Annotated in this window: 19 protein-coding genes and 3 pseudogenes; 14 read left to right on the forward strand and 8 right to left on the reverse strand. The window is 61.9% G+C overall.

All coding sequences use genetic code 11. The annotated features are described in order from the left end of the window. Positions 1-512: 512 nt before the first annotated feature. From ASF00_RS17650 to ASF00_RS17660, 3 genes are all read left to right on the forward strand, one after another. Positions 513-5,495, forward strand: coding sequence for an AAA domain-containing protein (locus ASF00_RS17650; RefSeq protein ID WP_156348433.1), 4,983 nt, complete (start codon positions 513-515; stop codon positions 5,493-5,495). Further along, a complete protein-coding gene (locus ASF00_RS17655) occupies positions 5,492-6,982 on the forward strand; it encodes a hypothetical protein (RefSeq protein ID WP_055882620.1) in 1,491 nt (496 codons plus the stop codon). Before ASF00_RS17650 ends, ASF00_RS17655 begins: the two co-directional genes overlap by 4 nt. A 197-nt stretch (positions 6,983-7,179) precedes the next feature. Continuing rightward, on the forward strand, positions 7,180-8,160 hold the full coding sequence (locus ASF00_RS17660) for a HEPN domain-containing protein (protein WP_055882623.1): 981 nt from the start codon (positions 7,180-7,182) through the stop codon (positions 8,158-8,160). A 1,235-nt stretch (positions 8,161-9,395) separates the two neighbouring features. Here ASF00_RS17660 and ASF00_RS18175 read toward each other — a convergent pair. After that, positions 9,396-9,497, reverse strand: a pseudogene (locus ASF00_RS18175) (hypothetical protein); the annotation flags it as partial. A 54-nt stretch (positions 9,498-9,551) separates the two neighbouring features. Continuing rightward, positions 9,552-9,938: a hypothetical protein gene (locus ASF00_RS17670; RefSeq protein ID WP_055882627.1), complete on the reverse strand. Its 387-nt coding sequence runs from the start codon at positions 9,936-9,938 to the stop codon at positions 9,552-9,554. A 75-nt stretch (positions 9,939-10,013) separates the two neighbouring features. Between ASF00_RS17670 and ASF00_RS17675 the strand changes: the two genes are divergently transcribed. The 6 genes and pseudogenes from ASF00_RS17675 (at position 10,014) to ASF00_RS17700 (ending at position 15,321) form a co-directional block, all read left to right on the forward strand. Then, the gene (locus ASF00_RS17675) at positions 10,014-11,564 is read left to right on the forward strand and encodes a recombinase family protein (protein ID WP_055882630.1); all 1,551 of its coding nucleotides are present in this window, start codon (positions 10,014-10,016) and stop codon (positions 11,562-11,564) included. Continuing rightward, complete coding sequence (locus tag ASF00_RS17680; RefSeq protein WP_055882633.1) at positions 11,561-12,439, forward strand: plasmid partitioning protein RepB C-terminal domain-containing protein; 879 nt, start codon at positions 11,561-11,563, stop codon at positions 12,437-12,439. The genes ASF00_RS17675 and ASF00_RS17680 overlap by 4 nt, the downstream gene beginning before the upstream one ends. After that, positions 12,436-13,320, forward strand: a complete 885-nt coding sequence (locus tag ASF00_RS17685; protein ID WP_200910563.1) for a plasmid partitioning protein RepB C-terminal domain-containing protein — start codon at positions 12,436-12,438, stop codon at positions 13,318-13,320. Before ASF00_RS17680 ends, ASF00_RS17685 begins: the two co-directional genes overlap by 4 nt. A 350-nt stretch (positions 13,321-13,670) precedes the next feature. After that, positions 13,671-14,051: pseudogene (locus ASF00_RS17690) on the forward strand (IS6 family transposase); the annotation flags it as partial. 148 nt (positions 14,052-14,199) lie between these two features. After that, positions 14,200-14,730, forward strand: coding sequence for a hypothetical protein (locus tag ASF00_RS17695; RefSeq protein WP_055882636.1), 531 nt, complete (start codon positions 14,200-14,202; stop codon positions 14,728-14,730). Between the two features lie 375 nt (positions 14,731-15,105). Beyond that, complete coding sequence (locus tag ASF00_RS17700) at positions 15,106-15,321, forward strand: hypothetical protein (RefSeq protein ID WP_156348439.1); 216 nt, start codon at positions 15,106-15,108, stop codon at positions 15,319-15,321. Positions 15,322-15,704: 383 nt separating this feature from the next. On the opposite strand, the gene ASF00_RS18670 is transcribed toward ASF00_RS17700, so the two are convergent. Then, on the reverse strand, positions 15,705-16,280 hold the full coding sequence (locus ASF00_RS18670; protein WP_156348434.1) for a hypothetical protein: 576 nt from the start codon (positions 16,278-16,280) through the stop codon (positions 15,705-15,707). Positions 16,281-16,317: 37 nt separating this feature from the next. Here ASF00_RS18670 and ASF00_RS17715 point away from each other — a divergent pair, with 37 nt between their 5' ends. The 3 genes from ASF00_RS17715 (at position 16,318) to ASF00_RS17725 (ending at position 18,342) form a co-directional block, all read left to right on the forward strand. Further along, entirely contained in the window at positions 16,318-16,653 is a 336-nt protein-coding gene (locus tag ASF00_RS17715) for a hypothetical protein (RefSeq protein WP_055882645.1), read from the forward strand. 3 nt (positions 16,654-16,656) lie between these two features. After that, positions 16,657-17,307, forward strand: a complete 651-nt coding sequence (locus ASF00_RS17720; protein WP_055882647.1) for an SOS response-associated peptidase family protein — start codon at positions 16,657-16,659, stop codon at positions 17,305-17,307. Positions 17,308-17,943: 636 nt separating this feature from the next. After that, complete coding sequence (locus tag ASF00_RS17725; protein WP_055882649.1) at positions 17,944-18,342, forward strand: VOC family protein; 399 nt, start codon at positions 17,944-17,946, stop codon at positions 18,340-18,342. Between the two features lie 101 nt (positions 18,343-18,443). Here the strand turns inward: ASF00_RS17725 and ASF00_RS17730 are convergent, their stop codons facing one another. Genes ASF00_RS17730 through ASF00_RS17740 form a run of 3 tightly spaced genes read right to left on the reverse strand, consistent with a single transcriptional unit; the run spans position 18,444 to position 20,392 of the window. Beyond that, positions 18,444-19,712: a Y-family DNA polymerase gene (locus ASF00_RS17730; protein WP_055882652.1), complete on the reverse strand. Its 1,269-nt coding sequence runs from the start codon at positions 19,710-19,712 to the stop codon at positions 18,444-18,446. Then, positions 19,709-20,185, reverse strand: coding sequence for a LexA family protein (locus ASF00_RS17735; protein ID WP_082463539.1), 477 nt, complete (start codon positions 20,183-20,185; stop codon positions 19,709-19,711). The genes ASF00_RS17730 and ASF00_RS17735 overlap by 4 nt, the downstream gene beginning before the upstream one ends. Before the next feature lie 3 nt (positions 20,186-20,188). Further along, positions 20,189-20,392: a hypothetical protein gene (locus ASF00_RS17740; RefSeq protein ID WP_055882656.1), complete on the reverse strand. Its 204-nt coding sequence runs from the start codon at positions 20,390-20,392 to the stop codon at positions 20,189-20,191. A gap of 135 nt (positions 20,393-20,527) precedes the next feature. Here ASF00_RS17740 and ASF00_RS17745 point away from each other — a divergent pair, with 135 nt between their 5' ends. Next, positions 20,528-20,770: a hypothetical protein gene (locus ASF00_RS17745; RefSeq protein WP_055882659.1), complete on the forward strand. Its 243-nt coding sequence runs from the start codon at positions 20,528-20,530 to the stop codon at positions 20,768-20,770. After that, positions 20,739-21,461: an IS6 family transposase gene (locus tag ASF00_RS17750; protein ID WP_055882660.1), complete on the forward strand. Its 723-nt coding sequence runs from the start codon at positions 20,739-20,741 to the stop codon at positions 21,459-21,461. Before ASF00_RS17745 ends, ASF00_RS17750 begins: the two co-directional genes overlap by 32 nt. Positions 21,462-22,002: 541 nt before the next feature. Here the strand turns inward: ASF00_RS17750 and ASF00_RS17755 are convergent. Together ASF00_RS17755 and ASF00_RS17760 are read right to left on the reverse strand one after the other, a co-directional pair. Then, positions 22,003-23,544 carry a hypothetical protein gene (locus tag ASF00_RS17755; RefSeq protein WP_055882664.1) on the reverse strand — a complete coding sequence of 514 codons (1,542 nt, stop codon included), beginning with the start codon at positions 23,542-23,544 and terminating at the stop codon, positions 22,003-22,005. A 55-nt stretch (positions 23,545-23,599) separates the two neighbouring features. Then, a pseudogene (locus ASF00_RS17760) lies at positions 23,600-23,818 on the reverse strand (FAD-dependent oxidoreductase); the annotation flags it as partial.

Here is a 23,818-nt window from a genome sequence, read left to right on the forward strand (position 1 = left end):
TCGAGATCCGCGGCACTACGATCGAGGCGCTGCTCACGAGGGCGGCGTAGAGATGAGGGGTCTTGATAGTTATGGGTGATTCAGGTCTTCGGCTCCGGATTAAGTACAAGCTCCGCACTGCTCCTTCGGACGCGGAGGCCGCCGAGTGGGCGGCGCTGGCACAACAACACATAGACCGGGGCGGTGACCCGGAGGACGCCGGCCGTCGCGCGGCAGACGAGCTGTTCGAGACGCGCATCGACGCGCCGGGCGGGGGGCCGTCGGGTACTGGGCCTGATTTCCCCATCGACAGTCCGCTTTCCGACCGTGACATCCTGAGGGCCTACATCGTCTCGGTGAGCGCGATCACCGGGCACTCGCCTGACGCTAGCGACGCTTGAAGCCGGGCGGGAATAGAACGTTCGCTGAACCGCTACGATTCGCGTAACGCGGAGTGGCGACGCGGTGTCGAGTCTGGTCGAGGCTCGACTGATAAAAAGACGCCCCGCATACGGGGATAACGGGGGACGGGCGTGAAGATCACAAACTGTGGGCGCGGCGTGCACAGGCGCGAAGTGAGCGGTGTCGAGATGCTGCAGCAGCGCCTTCCGCCAGCCTGGTACGCGTTCACAAACCTCGACCTCGCCACGGCGCCCGGGTCCAGCCGGGAGATCGACGTGATCATCGTGGCGGAGGACCGGATACTGCTCGTCGATCTCAAGGACTGGAGGGGGCCGATCGAGAGCGACGGCGGGCGATGGCTCAACGCCGGCCGGGACTCGGGCGCCAGTCCGATCCCGAAGCTCAGTCAGAACGTGCGAGACGTATATCTCCAGCTGAAGGCGCACCTGAAGAAGTATCGACCAGCCGGCACCTACAACGTGCCGTTCGTGCAAGGGATGGTCGTTCTTACCGATTACAAGGACCTCGGCGGCATCGCGGCGACCGAGCGCGCCATGGTCTCGGGCGTCGACGACTTCATAAATGACATCGCGACCCGTGGTCGGCGAGTTCAGCGGTTCGGGCCGGTGAACCAGTGGTTCATCTCGAACCCGTTGACTTCACCGGAATGGAAGGATCAGCTCCGTAAGTTCTTCAACGTTACGAAGGGTGTCTTCGTACCGGGACGGCGCGACTATGGCGGCTATTTCGCGAACTCGGATGCACCGGTGTTTCGGCACCCCGACAACATCTACCAGGAGTTCGAGGCAAGTGACGAGCGCGCCTCCGCCAGCATCGGTACTCTGCGCCTATGGGATTTCACAAAGGCAGACGCCCAGTTTCAGACCGAGGACGGGCGGGCTGAGATCGCGGGTCGCGAGCAGGCCGTAGTCTCCTACCTCCAGGATCGCAGCGAGCGGTGTGACGCTGTCGTCCTTGGAGGACGCGGGCGGGACAGCGATTACGGCGTCGCCTACTGGGAGATCTATGACCGGAGACGTCGGCTTGCCCGTTTGACCGACTTCGCGCAGACGGAGCTCAGGGAGCTAGGAAAGCAGGAAAGGCTCGAACTTTCGCGCCAACTACTCTCGGCACTCGACGCCCTTCACATGACGGGCGCATCGCACCTGGACGTCGGATCCCACAGCGTCTGGGTGCAGCGACCGTCGACCGTGAAGGTGTCGCACCTGATGGCGGCAAGCTATCCTCAGGTGAACACGTTGGGCGAAAGCCGGTATCAGTTCCTGTCCGCGTCCCCGGTACCCGAGGAGGCACTTGGTCTAAAAGGCACCCACAAGCAGCGGGACGTGTTCCTTCTCGGTCTGGCCGTTCACCGTCTGTTGTTCGGTACGGGCCCAACGGCCGACGAGGGCTGCCCGCCTGACTGGGACCCTGCCGTCGATGAAGAGGGAGACTACGCCGAGCTGCACGGCTGGTTCGCGACCGCGCTCGACTGGGAGCCGAGCAAGAGGTTCCGCGAGGCTGGCGATGCGCTTGCTGCGTTCGTCGAGGCCACTGTGCAGCGTCCCACGCCGGCCGAGGTCGTGGAAGGGCTGGAGACGTTCCGCGGATCGCTGCGCAGCATGCTCCAGCTGTTTTCGCAGTATCCGCCAGCGGAGCTGATCCGGGACGACGACCGGAAGGCGCTCTGGCGTAGCGAACGCGATGGCGTGCGAGTACTCGTGAAGGTCTGGAAACGCGCGATGTGGGGCGACCAAGTGCGGGAGGGGGCCCGCATCCTCGACTTCCTGACCCGCAGCAAGGAACTTGCCGCGGCGCAGCCGCCGGGATGCGCTCGGATCCTGGAGGTGTATTGGTTAGGCGATGCCATAGTGCAGGTGCAGGAGTGGTCTGAGCGACCGTCGCTTGCCACTCTGCTCACCGCGGAATCGGGCAGGTTAGGTGACGAGCCCCGTTTGGACCTGACCGACGCCTTGGCACGATTGATCGAGGAACTGCACGCCCGCCACCTGGCGCACGGCGACCTTAAGCCAGCCAACATCCTGGTCGACCCGGCTCAGCCCGCCGCGCCGATGCTCATCGACATCGTTGACTTCGGGAATGCTTCCGAAGGTGAGCTGCTGACGAGCGCGTATGCACCGGATGGCGGTGGGGGACGCTACGAACGGGACTGTTTCGCCGTCACCCGGATAGCCGAGGAGCTGCTGGCGGATGGCGACCGTACCCTGGACGTGTCGCTGCGATCGGCCATCGAACTCGTTCGGACGGCCGATCCGGCGAATTCCACCCTCCTACCGCTTGTGGAAGCGCTGAGCGGCCTGCGCCGAGGTCCGGAGCCGGAGGTGCCGTCGTTCAGGATCGTCGCAGCGTTCGCTGCGTCCGGCGTGATGCTCTCGGACGAGGGTCTGTATTATCTCCGACCGTCACGCTCAGGTTCCTCCCTCGTTCTCCGGGGCGCATGCGAGGAGATAGAGATCGAGCCGGACGGTCTGGGTCGGCCCGGCAGGATCTCACGCCGATCGCTAGACCAGAAGAGGATATCGTCGCTCGCCCGCTTCGAGTTCGCATCGATCGCGGGGCTGATCGAAGTCGTGGACGGTCCGGTCAACGACGCTTTGGATATCCGGCCCCTTCTAGAGCGGCCCGACGTGATCCAGGCGCTGGGCTCATCCAAGTCGAACGCGCCGGCGACTGAAGCACGTTCGGACGGCGATGCCACGGCGGAGGAGGATGTCTCGGAGCAGCTTCTCGCTGACAGTTCCGAGCTGTCCGAGGAGGAACTCGTCGAGGAGATAGCAGCCTCGCCTCGGCCGACCGGCTCGATCGACGTTGCACGCCTTTGGGAAGTGCTCGTCGACGCTGAGCGGGACCTTGAAACGCATGGCGAGGCACTGGAGGACAGCGTCTTCGACAGGAACGGCAAACGACATCTCGTCCAGTTCCAACTGCAGGGCGGATCGTTCGACTATGACCGGAAGGACCGCGTACTCGTTGAACGACAGGACCATCGCGGCAACTGGCGTCGTATCGGATACCTCGACCTGCAGCGATCACGTCCCGCCTCGATCGTGATTGATGACGGTCGTTACCAGTTCAAGGGGGACGGTCCCCTCGTAGCTCAGTACGAGGTCCTTCGCTTCAAGAGCCACTTCGAGGAGCGTAGCCTTGAAAGGCGACACGCCGCCGTGACGCGTATCGTGCGGGGCAACGCCCGGATCCGCGATCTTGTGAAGTTCTTCGATCCCCGCGCGGCGGCAATGCCGACGATGCTCGACCAAAGGTTCACTGCCGCGGCGTTGGAGACCACCTACGGTCTTAATACCGTCCAGGCCGAAGCGTTAGCAGCCACTTTGCGCACGCGCCCCCTGGGTCTTGTTCAAGGGCCGCCGGGAACCGGCAAGACGAAGTTCATCGCTGCCCTTGTCCACGCGGCTCTCTCCTCGGGACTGGCCCGAAACGTCCTGCTCTCCAGCCAGGCCCACGAGGCCGTCAATAACGCTGCCGAGGCCGTCCTGAAGCTCTTCGCGGAGGCAGGGGAGGTGCCGAGTATCATTCGGGTCGGAAACGAGAACGTGGTCTCCGACCGGCTCCTGCCCTTTCATGCCGCCCGCGTCGAGCGCTTGTACAAGGATCGCTTCCAAGCGGAGATAAGATCGCGACTTCTCATCGCCGCCGACGCTCTGGGCATCGGACGTGCCCTCGCCGACAAGCTGACACACATCGAACTCGCGATCCGCCCCGTCGTCCGGACCCTATCGGAGTTGGGGGACGACCCCGCTGAGGTCGAGAAGGCGAGGACACTGCGTGAGACGATACGACTCCAGCTAGTCCCCCTTATGCTGGAGGACGACGCGCTGGCAGAGTTGGAGAGCGATATCCTGCTGGAGAAGCTCGTTCAGTCGTGCTCGGAGAAGGTCGCATTCGATGACCGGCCGAGCCCTGATCGCATTGCGAAATTTTTGACCGCCGCCAGTCTGGCACGAGACTTCGTGACTTCGGTGTCCACAGAGAAGCGTAGCTTCGAGACCTTCCTGGCAGGCACCCGGCAGATCGTGGCCGGGACTTGCGTCGGTCTCGGGCGGTCCGCTTTGGGCCTTACGAGCACACCGTTCGACTTGGTAATCGTCGACGAGGCGGCACGATGCACGGCGAGCGAACTCGCCGTCCCCATACAGGCGGGCAGCTGGGTCGTCCTGGTCGGGGACCAGAACCAGCTCGAGCCGCACTACGACTCCGACGTGGTCAAGGATGTCGCTTCAAGGCTGGACGTCGGCAAGGGAGAGGTAGTGCGTAGCGACTTCGAGCGCGTTTTCGAAAGTGGCTACGGGGGCATGGCGGGCCGGACCCTTCGCAAGCAGTACCGGATGCTTCCAGCCATCGGCGAGATCGTGTCTGAGAGCTTCTATGCCGCCTCGCCGCTCGAGCACGGGCGGACGGTCGCCGACATACCGGACACGGCGCTTCCGCCGGATCTCACTCATGCCGTGACGTGGATTGATACGGCGGAGATGGGAAGGTCGGCCCGACAGTCCGAGCCGAACGGCAACAAAAGCATCAGCAATCCGGTAGAGGCCGACGCGATCGTCTCGCTTCTGAAACGGTGGAGCGAGGAGCAGCCCTTCGTCGACTGGGTAGAGGCCGCGAAGGTAGATGGCCCGCCAATCGGCATAATCTGCGCTTACTCGGCGCAGCGTGATCTGGTGCGCCGCAAACTCCAGTCGGCCCAAATCGCCCCCGAGATCCGCGCGGCGGTGAAGATCGACACGGTCGACAGCTATCAGGGCAAGCAGAACCCGATCGTCATCGTGACGCTCGTCCGGAACAACTGGGACGGCGCGGTCGTCGGCGGCGACAACCTCATCAAGCCCGGCTTTCTGGCCACACCCAACCGCATCAACGTCGCGCTGAGTCGTGCCATGGATAGGCTTGTCATCATCGGTACCGGCAATAGGTGGCAGCCTGATTCTCCGATGGACCGGATTGCCGGCGCCTTCACGCGGAAGCTGCGCGCCGGGCATGCCCGTCGCATTCCTGCCGCAGACCTTTTGGGTGCGGCTGCTAGCAGCTCGACTGGCAAGAACCGGGCAAAGCAGGCCACGGAGATGATGTCGTGACGGATTCCACGCGAAGCAAGCTGACTGTCAGAACGCGCACAGGTCTCGTAGAGGAGTCGGATGATGCACCTCTGCAGCTCGCCGTGCACGACTTTACACTTCCGTGTCGCCGCTTCCTGGTCGAGCACAAGGTGGCGGAGGTTGGACGTGTCTCGGTCACCGCTGAGTTCCTGCTACGCCTGCTGAAGATCACCGGCGGCATCGGGGAGGACGAGGCAGCGGCGTTCTTCGGTTACGATCGAAGGGAGATGGCATTCGTTCTTAGCGAGGTTGAACAGAACGACTTCGTTGAACGCTTCAACGGTCGTTTGGCGCTGACCACCACCGGACATCAGCTCTTCGGCCCCGGGCAGGACGAGCCCGCCATTTTCGAGGTGGAGCAGCGCGCCGTGAAGGTCGGGCTCGACCTGATCTCGCTGGCGCCGCAGGAGCGGGCGAGTCTCACGTCCTTTGAGATCCGGCTGCCTGAGCTGCCGGTAACTGACGCCAAGTTGGTTGCCGGGGCGGCTGAGCAAGTCCCGACGGCGTTCCGACGGTATTATGGAGAGTTGGTGCCTAGGAACGAACCCACAATCACCGCGCGACGCTCCCTCTATTCCATCGACACGGTGACGCCCAAGGAGCGCTACTCCGCCGTGGTACGCGTCGGGGTGGTTTCGTCGGGACTACGCCCTAGCCAAGGCGAGGTGGATCTGACGGATTGGCGGCCGGACTATGAACTTTCCGACAGAGAGCCGATCACCATAGCTGCATCCCGGATGCTGGAGAAATTGACTGTTTCCGCTCGCGCCGACGACCACGAGGCCTACGACGCGCTGGTTACCTTGGCACCGGAGTTCCTGAAGGAATACGTCCGGAGAGATGGCCTCTCGATCGAACGGTACTATCGGCACTGTTATGTCAGCAGAGGCGACGTGCGTGCCGACCGTCCCACGGTTCCAATCATCGGTTCGCTATTCACGCAGGAGAACGCGCGCCGACTGGTGGACGTCGTAGGATATGGTCTCCGCAAGATGAAGCGGCCCGTCGGCGCCATGTTCTGGGTGGCACCGATCACACCAATGTGGGGCGGGACAACCATATTGTCTGAGCTTTTGGAAAGAACGCTCCGCCGGATCGACAGCGAGAACCAAAACCTGCTGAAGAGGCAGCCGATCAGGAGCGTGCTGCTATCCACCACCCGCCCAGAGCGCTGGACAGAGGAGGCGTTCAGCTGGTCATGCATCGCCGAGGGACGGGTCCTGCCTGGTGGGCTCGAGCTTGTCGTAGCTCCCGGCGCGTTCGCAGCCGCACTGGTGCACGCCCCGATTGGGATTCAGTCCGGCCTTGCCGTACCGCTCGGTTTCGCATCATTCGACGAGCACGTGATCGCACGTGCCACGGCGATGTTGCATGACAAGGCGCTGCGTTGGAGGCTCGATGAGCAGCTAATTGCCGAGTTGCTGCCGTCTGGTTCAGAGAACGTGGGGGAAAGGACGGAGACCTAGAGGCTCCGCCGCTATCGATCACCCGCAACTTCGAAGCATTCGGTGATGCAAGGACAACTGCCGGATGGCTCAATTCGAGAAGGCGGGAGCGTCCGAGATTTCAGAGCGAGCACCAGCATTGTTTTGCAACCGGATCGGTTGCGCCCGGATTTTCCGTCAGCCATTGAAGGCTTTTTCCTCAGAAGTGAGCGAGCAAAATGCGCGGGACCACGACATTCCTTTGCGGAATTGACCAAGTCACACTATCGATCACGAGCCGCCGCGGCGAAAAATTCTCTGATGACTATTTCGTCACCAAAGATACTGCAAAGATAGGTGAACTGATAAGCGCGTTCGGCAATGGATTGGGATCGGTTGAGACAAAATATCTCCTGCATCGGGCTGCGGCGGTCATCTATCGGGTTGAGCCAATCCGAGTAGATCCGGCCGAGAATGTCGGCGAAATGTTGGATCAGAAGCTTGTCCAAGACATGCTCAAGGTTAAGGGTCTAGAGGCGGCAATGTGGTTGATCAAGGACAATGCGTGTCATTTTGACCGCGCTTGGCTTGCCTTCAACGCCGATGGCCAAATTACTGTCAACAATAACTTCTGGGCGTCTCGCAAAAGTTGCGCTGACGGGACGTTTCGCGCCGTAGGCTTTTCGAGCGAGGAGCTGCGGATTGCGCGATGTTCGGAGCGACCTGCAGGCGAGCATATTGTCAGCGCGGGTGCTCCGACCATGCTTGCCAAAGGATCGCTGCGATTTCAGCGCTTCGAGTATTTTATTGGCGCTGCGAGGGACAGTATGGACGTCGCGATGAAGCTCGCGCAGTACTGCTCGGGCCTTGAAGCACTGGTTTCAACAGCGCAGCAAGAGTTGAGCCACCAAGTATCGGAGCGCGTGGCTGCGCTTCTCGCGGGTCCTGGGGGGCAGCGGCTCCCGATCTACAAATTGGTGAAACAAGCGTACGGGTACCGCTCAAAGGCGGTGCATGGCGCTCCCTTCAAATCTGCCGACGTAAACCAGCTTCGGGACTGTGCGACCGGTATCGATCAGATCTGTCGTGACCTGACCCTGCTTTACTTCGGCACCGACGCGAGATTTCGAGATGCGATTGAGAGCAGCGATCAGCATGCAACCGAGTTTTTCTTGGAGGCCCTCTTTGAAGGAGTCGCATTCAATCCAGCGCGTGTCTGAAGCAAGGACAATACAAACCGAGCGTTGCATTTTGGTAAGCCAGCTGCGTCTAGCGAGGCCAACTTTAAGGCAGCGGCAGCGCCTCCCAGCGTAAATGGTTCCGCCGTGCGTTTTACTGAAATGAACAGATGTCTGAAGTTGGGGGTTGCGAAGCCGCTGGATGTGGCCTTCTGAGTCTCATTGCCTGGGAGGCTCCACAGCAAACTCACGAAGTGAGCGTTCAGGCCTGCCCGTGTCGAACGTGGCGGTGCCCCGTGCGCCAATTCTTCCATAAGCCTATAGCGCGGTGGAGCTCAATCACCGCGCGCAATGACCGCTTGCCAATGTGCCAGTCCGGTCGGCGGTAATTTGCGCCTGCAGTGGCGGCGGAATATTGCTGTTGGCATTTCGAGCATCGGGGCATAGGTTTTCTTTTGATCGCACTGCGGGGGGAACTCCTATGCGCCTGCTCTACCTACATCGCGGTCGCCTCAGCGCGGTAGCCGGCCTTCTTCTAGCCGCGATCGGCGCAACGCCGTCGGCCGGATACAAGATCAGCGTGCTTGGGCGCGTCCACGAGCGGATGACCCGGCTAGCCGAGCAGTGCGACCGGGCCGGCCCGGCTGACACGGAGGGGCTTCGCTGCGCGCTACCGGCCGATCGAAGCGCGTTCTCCAAAGTCGACTGGAAACGTGCCGAGAACCGATACACCGTGCGTTGGCCCGACGATCCGACTGATCAGGCGCTGACAACCGGTGGGCTGAAGTTCGTCGTTACGTCGGCTTCGACAACTGCCGCCGCCACCTCGAGGGTGACGTCTACGCCGGCATCATGTGCCACAGCCACTATGGCGATCTCCAATTCCTGCACGCGATGACCCCGCGGGGAGGGACCGACTACTCTACCACGCGTGCGCTGGTGCTGGACTGGGCTCGCTTCGCTTTCGGGGTCTCGACAGGGCGGATCCATGGCGACGTAGACTTCTGCCGTGCGGCACGTGGACAGCCGGCGCGTCTCGCAACGGCGTTAGCGCCGGAAACCTTTCCCTTCTGCGGCACGGCTGAAAGGCCCGGATGGCAAGTTCGTTCTTTCTTCACCTTCCGCTGCCGCGGGGTGATCAGCTCGGGGAGGTGCACAACTGGCAGAGGCGATTTCGACGAGGACGCCAGGGGCGCCGCGCGAGGAGCGATACTTCACCTCATCCAAGACAGCTATTCCCAGAGTCACACCTCTAGAGCGGTGAACGACCCTGACGGATACACCTTCTTCAGGTTCATGCCCTTGCCCTCCCGCTTGAGCAGGATCGCCAGCCGTCGATAGCCGAAGCGACGACGTTCGTTCGCGATCTCGCGCATCCGTTGGGTAGACGCGATTGCAAGGACATCACTTCGCTGCTCGTTGTGCGATTCTCGTCATTCCGGCCCGAGATGCTCGAGCAGCTTCGTGATGAGAGAACGCAGTTCGCCGCGGAGCTTGCCGCACTGCGCGGCGTGTTGCGCCTCGTACCGATCGGCAAGCTCAAGCACGGCTTGCGTGACCGCATCCGAATGGCGCATCAGCACCACCAGCCCCGCTCCGCTCGGACCGTTCCTCCCGTAGAGCCAGTTTTGCACCGTCCGCGCGTTCGCTCCCGTAAGACGGGCGATATGCTTTACCTTCGCCGGGGATGTTCCGAAATCCCGACGCAGCGCGTCGGCGATGACACTGGCGAATGACGCCACCGTGTCTGCGGCCGGATCAATGGGAAACTTGTTTCCGTCTCCCGCGCGAAGTTTTCGGTCCTTATCCGACAACGACATTCCATCCTCCCGCGAATAGAAAGACGTCAGTCGGACACGGGAGCGACACGCCCGTGACAAGCGTCAGGAAAAGCGGTGCGGGAAGAACCTCCGGACATGAAGCTGGTGCGGGCCGCTCAGTACGTGCGCATGTCGACCGACCTTCAAAAGTACTCGACCGAGAACCAGGCCGAAGCGATCGCGGCATATGCCGCCAGGCGGGGCATCGAAATTGTCCGCACCTATGCGGACGAAGGTCGTAGCGGACTGAACATAGCCGGACGCGATGCGCTCAGACGTCTGATCGACGACGTGCAGGGCGGCAAGGCCGACTACGACGCGATCCTCGTCTACGACATCAGTCGCTGGGGGCGCTTCCAGGACGCGGACGAGAGCGCCTACTACGAATTCATTTGCCGGGAACGCGGCATACACGTCCACTACTGCGCGGAGCAGTTCGACAACGACGGCAGCTTCCAGGCGAACGTGATCAAGACCGTCAAACGGATGATGGCCGGCGAATACAGCCGTGAACTGTCCACGAAGGTCTTCGCGGGGCAGTGCCGCCTAATCACTATGGGCTATCGGCAGGGCGGCCCCGCAGGATACGGCCTGCGTCGACATCTTGTGAACGAGCGCAACGAACCAAAGACGCTCCTCGCAGCCGGCGAACAGAAGAGCCTCCAGACGGACCGCGTCATCCTTGTGCCGGGACCGGACATCGAGATCGAAACGGTGCGCCGGATATACCGATGGTTCGTACTCGAGCATAGGTCAGAGCGCGAGATCGCGACCGCCCTCAACGGTGAAGGCTTCGTCACCGATCTGGGCAAGTCATGGACCCGCTCCGTCGTCAGGCAGATTCTGAGCAACGAGAAGTACATCGGGAACAACGTCTACAACCGCGTCTCCTTTAAACTGAAAAAGCAGCGCGTGGTGAACCCTTCGGACATGTGGATCCGGAGGATCGGTGCGTTCGAGTCGATCGTCGATCCGGGGCTGTTCGAAGCCGCGCAGACGATCCTCGCTGAGCGCGCCCGGCGCTTCTCGGATTCCGATCTCCTGACCATGCTGTCGGACCTGCTCTCCGCCAAAGGCGTCCTGTCGGGCATGATCATTGACGAGGTCGAGTCGATGCCATCAACGGCTGCCTATAGACATCGGTTCGGCAGCCTGTTGCGGGCGTACCAGCTGATAGGCTACACCCCCAACCGCGACTTCCGCTACGTCGAGACTAATCGCCAGCTTCGCCTGATGCACCCCGAGGTGGTCGCCAGCACCGTCTTGGGCATCGAAACGGTCGGCGCCCATGTCTCGGTCGACGGAACGACCGATCTGCTCGTCGTCAACCACGAGGTGACGATCGCGCTCGTTATCGCTCGATGCCGGACGACCGCCGCTGGATCGCTACGCTGGCGGGTCCGCCTCGACGCTGGTCTGCGGCCCGACATCACAGTCATTGTTCGCCTTGCGCCGGACAACAGGACGGTGCGCGACCACTATCTCCTTCCGTGGATTGATCACGGTGCCGAACCGCGTTTCGGCATGGGAGAGGACAATGGCATCATGCTCGATGCTTATCGCGCCGAAGACCTCTCGCCGCTGTACCACCTGCTGCGCCGTCACGCCGTGGAGTACGCTCTGTGACGCCCAACATAATCGACATCTCCATCGCGTCGATCGAAGTGCTGAACCCCCGGGTACGAAACCGGAAGGTCTTCGAAGAGCTTGTCGAAAGCATACGCGCGGTCGGACTTAAGCGCCCCATCATGGTCAGGCGTTCCCCAATCGGCCAGGGCTTCGAACTAATCTGCGGGCAAGGTCGCATGGAGGCATTCGTCAAGTTGGGCGCGACCACGATCCCAGCCATCGTCATCGAAGCCACGCGCGACGAATGCTACGTGATGAGTCTCGTCGAAAACATGGCGCGCCGCAACCTGTCCCCGCTCGAGCTGATCCGCGAAGTGGGCGTGCTGCGGCAGCGCGGCTACAGCCATACGGAGATAGCGCGGAAGGTGGGCTTCAGCCCCGAGTACGTCTGGACGATCAACTTCCTGCTTGAGAAAGGCGAGGAACGGCTGCTGGACTCCGTTGAACGTGGTGTCATTCCACACACCATCGCCGCCGAGATCGCCCGTGCCGACGACGCGCAGGTGCAGCGGGCCCTTACGGAGGCGTACGAAGCGGGTTCGTTACCGGGCGCTCAGGTACTCGCGATCCGGAGGATCGTCGATCAGCGGAACCTGATCGGCAAAGGCATCAAATCCGTTCGAAGCGGACCGAAACGCAGCCAGCCCACAACCGCCGCTGCGCTCGTCCGCGCCTACCAAAAGGAGGTCGAGCGCCAGCGGCTTCTGGTGAAGAAGGCAACGCTGACGGAAGGACGTCTCACGTTCATCGTCGGCGCGATGGGCAAGCTGCTGGCGGACGAGCATTTTGTCACGCTTCTTCGAGCCGAAGGGTTGGCCAGCCTCCCTCATCCTGTTGCTCAACGCCTAGGCATCGCCGGGGACCCGACGTGACAGATCCGATCCGGATATCGTTCGCTCGCGAGGTGTTGGACCTTCGACTTGACGCGATCCTGCCGGTCCGCCCCATGACGGTCCGCATAGTCGAGTCGAAGCGCTATGTCCGCATCGCGACATCGGTGCGTGAGATCGGCATCGTCGAGCCACTGGCCGTCACGGTTGCCGATAGGAACGGACGGCACATGCTGCTCGATGGCCATCTTCGTCTAAATGCGCTCCGCGAAGCGTCCGTGGAGTCGGCTCCGTGCATCGTCGCTGACGACGACGAAGCCTTCACCTACAACAAGCGGGTGAATCGTCTGGCTACGGTGCAGGAGCACTACATGATTACGCGTGCCCTTGATCGCGGCGTACCGGCCGCCATGATCGCAGCGGCGCTGGGCATGGACGAGACGCTGGTCGCCCGCCGACGGACCATGCTCGACAGAATATCCTCCGATACCGTCGAGATACTCAAGGACAAGCACGTCAACGCGGTCGTCTTCGACATCCTCCGCAAGCTGAAGCCGGAGAAGCAGTTTGCCGCGGCCGAGATGATGGCGGCGATGAATAACTTCACTGCCAGCTACGCTCGAGCTATCTTGGCCGCGACTCGTCAGTGTGATCTCGCCAAACCCGATCAGCCGAAGAAGATACTCGGAGTCACGCCGGAACAGATGGCGCGAATGGAACGTGAACTCGAAACGCTCAATGCCGATTTCCGCGCCCGAGACTCCAATTTCGGCGACGACGTTCTCGAACTCGTGCTGTCGTCGCGGTACCTGAAGCGGCTGATCGGCAACAATAAAGTCGCTAGCTATATTATGTCGAGGCATCCTGAAATCATGAACCAGTTCCGAGCCATAGTTGACGCTACCTCCCTCGATGCCAACTAAGGCAGTGCTCGGACGTTGCCTAAGCCGTTTCCAACATCTGTTCTCATAAATGATCTCCATTGGGCCTAAGGGCTTTGTCAGACTAACGTGGTAGGCGGGGTATGGGGATGATACCGGCGGTGGATGAGCCGCAAATCGAGGGCACTACCGCTTTGCCCGTTCCGTCGTTTCAACTCGTCGCCGGAGGTGATCCGGTCGGCAGTGCAGCAGAAGTGGTTGGACAGGGCGTCGACCAGTCCGGCGAAGACTGGTGGGCCGGCGCCCGATACTTCTACCGAGCCGCGAATAGCCCTGCTCGGTTTTGTCAGACCAACGTGGCAGGCGGGGCGGGGGGATGATACCGGCGATGGATGAGCCGAAAATCGCGGGCACTGCCGCCTAGCCCGTTCCGCCGTTTCAACTCGTCGCCGGAGGTGATCCGGCTCGTGTTCATGATGTACGTGCGCTTCCCGCTATCCTTGCGCAACGTCGAGGACCTGCTGTTCGAGCGCGGTATCGACATCTGTCACGAGACGGTGCGGATGTGGTGGAACAGGTTCGGCCCGATGTTCGCCGGCGACATCCGGCGGCAGCGGGTAAGCCGAATGCGGGGCTTCCGCCACTGGCGCTGGCACCTTGACGCGATGTACGTGAAGCTGAACGGCGAGATGGTGTACCTCTGGCGAGCGGTCGATCAGGAGGGTGAGATCCTCGAAAGCTACATCACAAAGACCAGAGACGAGGGGGCAGCGCCGGCCAGAAGCTCGGCGCCGATGCCGTGATCAAGGCAAGCTATGGCGACGCCCATGTAACAGCCGTGAGCTGGGGTAAGGCAAACGCGACCGGGACCGCGATCAAGTTTCTGGCTCCAGGTGAGATCGCACCTGCTATCGCGAAGCCGTGATCAGTCGGTCAATCGATTCGGTTGTGAGTGTCGTCCTTGGTGTTGCGCCCGTGATCGGTAATTCGGCGGCTACCGCCCAGACGACGTCGCCGGGCAGACCAGCCCCTGTCTTGGGCGGCACCCCGGTCGAACTGATGGTCACCAAAGAAGTCGATAGCCGAAGCGCCAAGGAAGGCGACCGGTTCAAGTTGCGCGTCAACGCCCCAGTCATGACGAATGGAGTTGTTGCTGTCCCTGTGGGAGCAACCGCATGGGGCGAGGTGACATACGTGAACGGTACCGGGGCGGCCGGGAACAAGGGGCGGCTCGCAGCCAAGCTGTTGTATATCGATCTGCCCAGCGGCCCCTTGCCCATCTCAGGCTCGCAGGGAACCGAGGGTAAAGCCAATACCGCAGGCGTCGTGATCGGCGTTTTCAGCTTCGGGCTTCTCGGCCTGCTAATGAAAGGCGGCAACGCGCACTTCAAGGCTGGCGATATTCTAACGGGGTATATCAGCCCGCCAGCCCAAGCGGCGGCGACGCAGTAACCATCGGGCATGTCCTTGGGCGCGGGTGCGAGACCCGCGCCTTCATGGTCAGACTGGCTTGGCGCCAGCCGTGCCGCACTTCGCGAACTTGCCATTCGCGCTCTTGCATCGGACCGTTTTGGTCGGTGCCTTCGGACACTTCGTAAAGCGGCCTTTGGCGTCCTTACACGGTGCAGCCATGGAGGGCGCCCCGACGAGCAGGCATAGCGAGGCGGCAGCGAACAGCAGTTTACGCATCTGGCATTCTCCTGCCCGAGGACCGGGCGGCGAGAAACTGCGTTGATCGATGGCGCCCGTCAATCCAGCATGACCCAGACACTTGGGACACTTATCATTCGATCGGTCGTTGCCCCCATCCACGCCGGGAGAGCGACGTTGACGAAAGATCGGATTGTAGCGGTAGGCCTGCTGACCCAGCGGGATCTGGACGTTCTCGGCGCTGGGTTTCACCGGCTGTTTTCAGTCACCGATGATGACGACGAAAACGACGGATTTGCCGACCTGCTAGCGCAACTCGATAACATCGCTGCAATAACGCTTGATCGCGAGGCGCCCGACGAGATCAAGACGCATTTGCCAGGCAACCGATAGGCTACTCGACCGACGGCGCGGGGAGCTTCGTCGGCAGCGCCTCTGGTCGCCGCGGGTCTTTCAACAGCTCGACGAGACCTTGGCCTTCTAAGATGAACGGGGGAACTCGCCGGTCCGGCATCGAAACCCGCACCCCATTCAACGCGCCAGGCCGGAGGGTTCGAAGCCCGGCAACTAGTGCTGCGAGTGTGCCCTCGCCGAGTATGACAGTTTCACCCTGCCGGCGTTCGACAGCGACCGCGTTCTCGTTCCACAGCGGCATATTGCCCCCCCACCGAATCTACATTGTGATCGAAGGATAATCGAAACGGGGCCGGAATGGTTTTAATTCGTGCTTATAAGTAGCAGGCCCCATTAACCGTTATTCCGTGGTGCACACTCGGCTATTGCTGCGTCGCATCCGTCGCGACCGCCCCCATCGTCATCGCCAGCAGCGACGCGCCGCGCTGTTCGTGATCGAGCTTCAACAGGCGGACCCAATGCGCGATGTGCTTGCCTGCCGCCTCGACGCCTTTGCGCTGCAACTGCGGGGTCGTCAGGTTAGTATCGTTCTGGATCACCGACGCGATCGAAAGCGCGAAGAAGTCGATGATGTCGTCGGCGATAAGCTCCTGGTTGGCCGAATTTGCCGCCAGGTACTGCATCACGATGGGCATAATCTCTTGAAACAGGTCGATCTTGGCTTGGTCGTCTACCTTCATGATGTCCGCGGGCATGCTGGCGTCCTCCGTTCGTGACATGTATTGGTCGGCGCGGGGAAGCGAAAGGCGCAGCCGATTGGTCTCGCCAGTATCGGAGCCGTCATGAACCACCCTCGAGAATGGTTTCAGCCCAAGGTGGTAGGCATCGGGTGGACGCCTCGAACCTGGGAGGGCTGGGCGATCATCGTTTCCGTGATCGCGATCGGCGCCGCAGTCGGGCGGATCAACAGCTGAACCATCGACGTGCAGCTGCGGCATATTGCGCGGAGTGACGAACCGGGCTTACGCTTCCGCGATGGAAAACACCGCACCGTCGCTCGACCTGTTCACCCGCCTCGAGATCGCCCTGGAGGAACGCAACGAAGCGGCGGACGCCTTCGACATGTTCAAGCAGGATGCCGTGATGGCACATGCGCCCGCACCCGGCGACGAGCCCGCGATCACCAGCGACGACGCTGCGGACGCAGCGGCCGGGGAAGTCGACGAGTTCAGCGCCGAAGTCAGGGGCCTGCTGAACGATGCATCGGACGCGGATCTGACCAGCGCCTACGAGAAGTCGGGCGGCGAAGTGGGTCACCCGGTAGCCGAAGCGCTGCTTGGCGAGATCAAGCGTCGCAGTCTCGGGATCTGATCGATGTGTAATCGCGCCCGGTTCGACGGCGAGCCGGAAACCATCACTGAACGGTTCGGTGCGGAATGGCTTGCTGATAAGCCGATGGACAACAGGTTCGACCCGAAGGAACTGCGCCCGTTCGGGCGGGCGTACGTCGTCCGGAACGAGGGCGACCGCCGCGCGATCGACGTGATGGAGTGGGACGTCTTGGCGGGGCAGGCGAAGCAAGCCGGCCGCAAGGTCGCGCAGACCAATGTCCGCACTCTTCACCTCCCGCAATGGCGCTCGCTCGTTACCGACCCAGCGAACCGCTGCCTGGTCCCGCTGACGGAGTTCTGCGAATGGGCCCGCGAGCCCACCGACCTCGGCGATGGCAAGAAGCCGATCAAGGGGGAGATGTGGTTTGGAGTTAACGACCAGCCCTTGTTCGCAATCGCTGGTTTCTGGCGGCAGGTCGGCGAACAGCGATACTTCGCGATGGTGACGTGCGACGCGAACGAGCTGGTGGCGCCGATACATCCGAAGGCGATGATCACGATCCTGCGGCCGGACGATCATGAGCGCTGGCTGACCGGCAGCTATGACGACGTGCTCGCGCTGCAGCGGGCATATCCGGCGGATCGAATGACGGTGCGGGGGCCGGTGTTTCCGACGCGTCAGCGGGTAGGCTGAGACAGCGTGAGCCTATCCGCTGTCTATGCCGCGACGGACGGAAAGGTGCGCCACGTGACGCGCATCGTTAAGTCAGGATTACTGTCGCGACGCCGACAATGGATAGAAAGATGCTGGTCACGACCAGCCACCTGACATTCGGTTGTTGGGGCGACGAGCTCGCACGGTGCACTGCAACGAGCAGAAGTGCGGTACTGAGTAGCACGATCGCACTACCGAGCAGATCGCCCTGTGTCTCAGTCATTGCCGGTCCAGTGATTTAGTTGCCTAATGGCCATGCCTACTCGTGCATGGCGTCGGCATGACAGCCGGATGAAGTTGTGTGCGCTGCTGTACGCTTCACCTACTTGGGGCCATTAGTCTTTCGTCCAATGGTGTGGCATGTTCTGTACGTTGCATTCCCCCCGGTGTGTAACAGGGCGCGTCGGTCAAGCCCCACGCTCGGCGACGAGCCCGAACATCGAAAGGGTCGTCTCGCGGGGTAAGCGGCGCGAACCAGAAGTAAGGCTGATGAGCTAACGTCTGAAAACGCCCAATAGCGGACATTCCACGGGCCGGGGTGACTGCAGGTTACCCGCCGGCTAGGTGAGACTGCTAATAGCGATCGGAAGTCGATCAGCCTTCAGGAGAGTGCCTGTGCTTTTTCACACCATGGTCGGATCCAATGACATTGAACGGTCCAAGCGCTTCTACGACACGGTGCTCGGCACCTTGGGTGCAGGGGAAGGGACGCGAAATATCGCCGACAGCGGCCATACACGTCTGATCTACAATAACGGCGACGGAACTAACTTTATCGTTAGCCAGCCGATCAACGACGAACCGGCAAGCGTCGCCAACGGCAGCACCGTCGCCTTTTCCTGCGACTCGCCCGAACAGGTGAAGCAGCTTCACGATGCCGCCGTTGCCGCTGGCGGGACATCGATCGAAGCTCCGCCCGGCCCGCGCGAAACTGCCTCCATGGGCACCATCGAGCTGGCCTATTTTCGTGACCCCGACGGCAACAAATTGTGCGGAATTCATTTTCCTGCCTGATTTGTCCGACACGGGTCCGCTTCTATTTATAGCGGACCCCGATCATCGGATCCCGCGAATGTCCGCTTTCCTTCCCATTTCGGACATCCCGGTTCCACGGACTAAGCGCGAACTGTCGGCACATCGGAGATGTTAGTCGTCCAGGCCGGCGACCGCATCTCCGACCGCATCTTCCACTCGCGCTTGAATCCCTGGGATGCCGTCACCGCTGTCCACGTGCCGAACCTTCCGTTGATCGCATCGAGGGCGCCCATCAGCCGGTCCCGCTTGGCTGTATCCTCCTCAAATAGCGTGCGCGGCCGCTCGTCCTCGGGAAGCAGATCGTCGAGCATGATGCCCGCTTTCGTGTAGGCGTAACCATCGCGCCATGCCTTCTCGGCACCGCGCCTGGCCGCCGCGATCAGCTGGAGGCTGTCGTTCGTCATCGGGTGCAGCGTCACCATGCGCGATGCGCCATACTGAGGCCGGTCGGGCTTGTGCTTGTTCGTGTGGAAGAACGCGGTCAGCCGGGCCGCGACCAACCCGTGCGATCGCAACTTCTCGCCAGCCCGGAGCGCGTATTGCGACAGTGCGCCCATCATCCGCTCGAAGTCACATATCGGCGTCCCGAACGACCGAGTGACAGCCATGCCTTTCCGCTGCGGCTCGACAGCCTCGACCGCGTTAGAGGGAACGCCGCGCAGCTCGGCCACCAGCCGCTCGAGCACAACGGTACCGACGGCTCGAGCCTGCTTCATAGGCATGTCTCGTAGCGCGCCAGCGGTGTCGATCCCCAGGTCGGTCAGCTTGCGTGCAGTCGCACCGCCAACGCCCCACACGTCACCAACCGCGAAAGTGTGCATCACATCGCGCCGCACGTCGTCGTCACGAAGATCGGCCACCCCGTCGAACTGCGGGTTCTTCTTGGCTGCAGCGTTCGCCAGTTTCGCCAGGGTCTTCGTCTCCGCGATGCCGACGCAGGTGGGGATCGTCGTCCATAGCTGGACCTGCGCACGCATCGCTTTGGCGTGGGCGATAAGATCACGGCTCTCGAATCCCGCCAGATCCAGAAACGTCTCGTCGATCGAGTAGATCTCGAAGTCACGGGCGAAGGGCTCGCAGGCGGCGATAACGCGGCGCTGCATGTCACCGTAGAGCGCGTAGTTCGACGACCGCACGTGGATGCCGTGCTGTTTCACTTTGTCGCGCAGGTGGTGGATCGGATCGCCCATCTTGATCCCGAGCGCCTTGGCTTCCGCCGATCGTGCGATCGCACAGCCGTCGTTATTCGACAGGACAATCACCGGCACGCCGACCAGGCTGGCGTCGAAGGCGCGCTCGCACGAGACATAATAGTTGTTGCAGTCGATCAGGGCGATCGGGGTGCTCATGCCATCTTGCGCGCGACGCCGACGACCGTGCCCCATATCTCGACATGCTCGTCGACCAGAATGTCCGCGAACCCTTCGGCCTCGGGGACAAGCCAGTGACGGCCGTCGACGAAGCGCAAACGCTTCAGGGTCCGCTCGCCGTGCACCAGTGCGACGACGATGGCACCAGTCCTCGGCGCCTTGGCCCGGTTCACCACGAGCAGATCGCCGTCGATGATTCCGGCACCCGCCATGGACCGCCCCTCTACGCGCATGACGTAGCTGGCGGCTGGATGCTCGATCAGCCACGCGCTCAAGTCGATCGGCTCCTGCATGTCGTCCTGCGCAGGCGACGGGAACCCTGCCGGCGTGTGGACCAGGAAAAAAGGCACCTCACACGGCACCAGTTCGAACGGGACGTCGTGCAGTCGCAGCGCGTCGTCACGACGGTGCAGCGGGACAACGACCGGGCGGCCCAGGTTGGTTGAGAGCATGACCTATAGGATCGCGGCGACGAGGAGCTGGTCGTGCTGCACAGCAAGGACGGACCATGCGTCCTGCGCGACGCCGACGGCTTGCCGGTACTGCACGGTCCCGAACCGTTCGGCCTCGTCGAAGCTGAACGGGGCGGGGTGCACAGCCGGATAGACGTTGTCGTATATCGCGCGGGCAGCCGCTCTCAGCCGCAGATCCTGCTGCATTTCGTTGCTCCATGAATGTCGAGTCGCCGCGAGCGGCATTCCCATAGCTAGGCGCGTTCCCGATTGATTCGCAAGAACATTGCAGGAACATCAATCCGATGCGATGAGCGGTCCAACGATTCGAAGGACACGATCATGGCCAATTACGATGACTACCAGCAGGAACCGAAGCCGGCGTTCGGCCAGTGGCTGGTGACACAGAAAGACCGAAGCGATCTTGTTGGTCAACTCGCGATGGGAGCGCTTGCCGATCGCCGCTTTCCCCGCACCGGGGATCCCGAAGCGGTACGTAAGGCTTTGTCAGACCAACGTGGCAGGCGGGGCGGTGGGATGATACCGACCGTGGATGAGCCGAAAATCGAGGGCACTGCCGCCTAGCCCGTTCCGCCGTTTTAATTCGTCGTCGGAGGTGATCCGGCTCGTGGTCATGATGTATGTGCGATTTCCGCTTTCGCTGCGCAACGTCGAGGACCTGCTGTTCGAGCGCGGTATCGACGTCTGTCATGAGACGGTGCGCATGTGGTGGAACAGGTTCGGCCCGATGTTCGCCGGCGATATCCGCCGGCAGCGGGTAAGCGCCATGCGGGGCTTCCGCCAGTGGCGCTGGCACCTCGACGAGATGTACGTGAAGCTGAACGGCGAGATGGTGTACCTCTGGCGGGCGGTCGATCATGAAGGCGAGATCCTCGAAAGCTACATCACCAAGAGTAGGGACAAGGATGCAGCGTTCACTTTCATGAAGAAGGCACTGAAGCGTCATGGTAGGCCCGAGACTATCACTACCGACGGACTGCGCTCATACGGTGCGGCGATGAAGGAACTGGGCAATGCCGCTAAGCAGGAGGTTGGACGCTGGGCCAATAACCGGGTTGAGAACAGCCACCTGCCGTTCCGGCGAAGGGAGCGCGCGATGCTGCGTTTCAGGCGAATGAAGACCCTGCAAAAGTTCGCCTCGATTCACGCCAATGTCCACAACCACTTCAATCTCGAACGCCACCTCGTCGACCGCCAGACCTACAAGGACCGACGCTCCGCCGCCTTGGTGGAGTGGCAGATCCTCGCGAGCTAGGCCGCCACGCTCAAAGCCCGACCTGCATCGTGTGGAGAGCGGTTCGCGTTAGACTGACAGCACCGCCACAATCTGTTGTTCCATCGGTCGCGATCCCAAAAACCGCTCCGGTGTCCGCCGCATTGCCGCTTGCGGTTTGGCTTTCGGCGGACGCGACCGGTTTGTCGCCGTTGATTGTCCTGTAGGCCAAGGGCATCGAGTCCCGCATTTCAGGTCAGCGATCCCGGGTCGAACGCGTCAATCGTGCAGAAGCGCCGGTACGGGCGCTGTCGCCGTATCGATCTCATGGTCGACAGACTGAAGGATCTGCCGCACGGGGCCACCCGTTACGACTGATGCCCTACAGTTTCTCTGCCGACCATCGCTGTCTCGCTGTCACCATCCTCGTCCGGCGCCAAGCTTGGGGGCCTGGTGCTGTGTCCGGTGAGACCGACGGGATATTTGCGGATGTCTGACGGCACCTGCATCGCGGTAAGTTCGAGCGGAGGCGGAACGGGGATCGAGGTGCACAACGGCAGCATCGTTCTTGCCGTCGTCGTTGCTACCTTGCGGTATCGCCGCGCAAAGGCCTTTGATTTGGGACGCAAAAGCGTGTGTTTTTGGCGACTTCGGGACGATCAGGACCAACGACAAAGAGATAATAGGCAAACGCGTCATAGCCTGCCGGGATATAGGTGATCGGTAGCAGGAGGTCGCGCGGAACCGTTGGCGACAAGGGTAGGTCGCTCAGCAGATAGAAGCGGCCGCGCGTCGCGACCTCGTGCCGAAGATACGTCGTCAATCGCTTCGGGTCGCGCAATGCCGATCGGAAATTCCAGTGGATAAAGTCCTGCATGCAACGCGCTTCGGTGCGTTCGAACGCGATCCCGGTCAACGCGCTGACGCCCTGCGCGCGGGAGTCCGGAAAGACCATCCAATGCTTGTCGCCAAGGCCGCGGCTGACGATGGCCCGACCTGCAGCATCCGCCGTATCGAACGGCACGACGAAATTCCACGCTGCTACGAATAGCCCGCATGCCGAACCGACCGCCAGCCAGCTTCGAAATCCTGCGGATGGTTTGATGGTCTGGTCCGCCGCACCGCGCCATGTCAGGAGAATAAGAAGCAAAGCGATCAGCATCAGATGCCGGCTCGGCAGCGGATACACCGTCACCGAAAATCCCAGCGTCAACGCCACGAACCCCCAGAACAGCGCGCGTGCCAGCCAATCGTTTCGCAACTGCGTGGCGGCGAACAGCAGGAAGAGGATGCCTGCGAACCCGCCTAGGCTGAACGGCACGCCGCCATTCCACGTCGGACCGTGCTCTCCCCATTGCAGCGGCACTGCCAGCAGGCCGATGCTTGCCAGATAATCGGCAAGGCTGACCAGCAAGGTTTTATGTTCCAGGGCGGGGATCATGTCGGGTGCGGGCATCACCGACCAGCCAGCCATCACGCCGCTTGCCAACCACAGCGCAACCCCGGGCCGCCACAGCCGCCCATCGCGCCATTGCAAGACGAGCAGGATGCCGGACAGCGCGCCGAACAGGAAATCACACATGGGCAGCAGTGCGATCATCAGCCAGACCGACCGATGTCGCCATAGCGCCATGGCAAAGACCAATACTGCGACCCCTAGGGTCAGGCTGCGCGACAGCGTCAGGAACTCGAACAGCACGAAGGTGCCGGTGGCGAGCAACACCCGCTCTGCGCGCGAAAAGGGGCAGGCAAACGCGATGACCATCTGGGTCGCGATCGCCAACATCGCGGCGGTGACCGGCAATGCGTTGTACGGGCCGACCAGCGCGCCCCCTGCGCGCAGCATCAAGTACCAGAGCGGCGGGTGCCCCTCATAGCGTAGATTACGAAATAGGTCGGCCAATGTCGGCGATTGTAACGCGAGCTGCAGGGCCTGCCATTCGTCGAGCCAGGGCCGATGCCCGAATATCAACGAAAGTTGCAAAACGATTATCAGGGCTACCGTACTGGTCCAGATCCTGTCACGGGCCAGTTGCTGGTCGAGCGCATCGACGATGCGGCTTGTGTAACCGCAGAGGAGGTGCACGAACGCCGTAGACGAAACGCGATCTGCCAAGGTGATCATGGCCGAAACTCCGGGCGCGCAAGCGCCGCCGGCTCGGCCGCTCGACGGGGCCTCATCATGCAGCCTTCATGTCTTCCGGCAGGGTATTCGGTAGGCGTTCAGGTATCCTGCGCACGCTCCCTAGCGCCGCGGCAATCCCCGCCTGCTCGCCCTCGTTCCCCGCTTCGTGATATTCCGCGTCCTCGTTGACGCTCCAGATGTCGTGGATCCGGGCCCCCGCCTGGATGTTGCGCACCGTCAGCATCGCGGTCATCATCGCGTGATCCTGGTTGTT

Source organism: Sphingomonas sp. Leaf34, from assembly GCF_001421805.1.
GTDB lineage: Bacteria > Pseudomonadota > Alphaproteobacteria > Sphingomonadales > Sphingomonadaceae > Sphingomonas.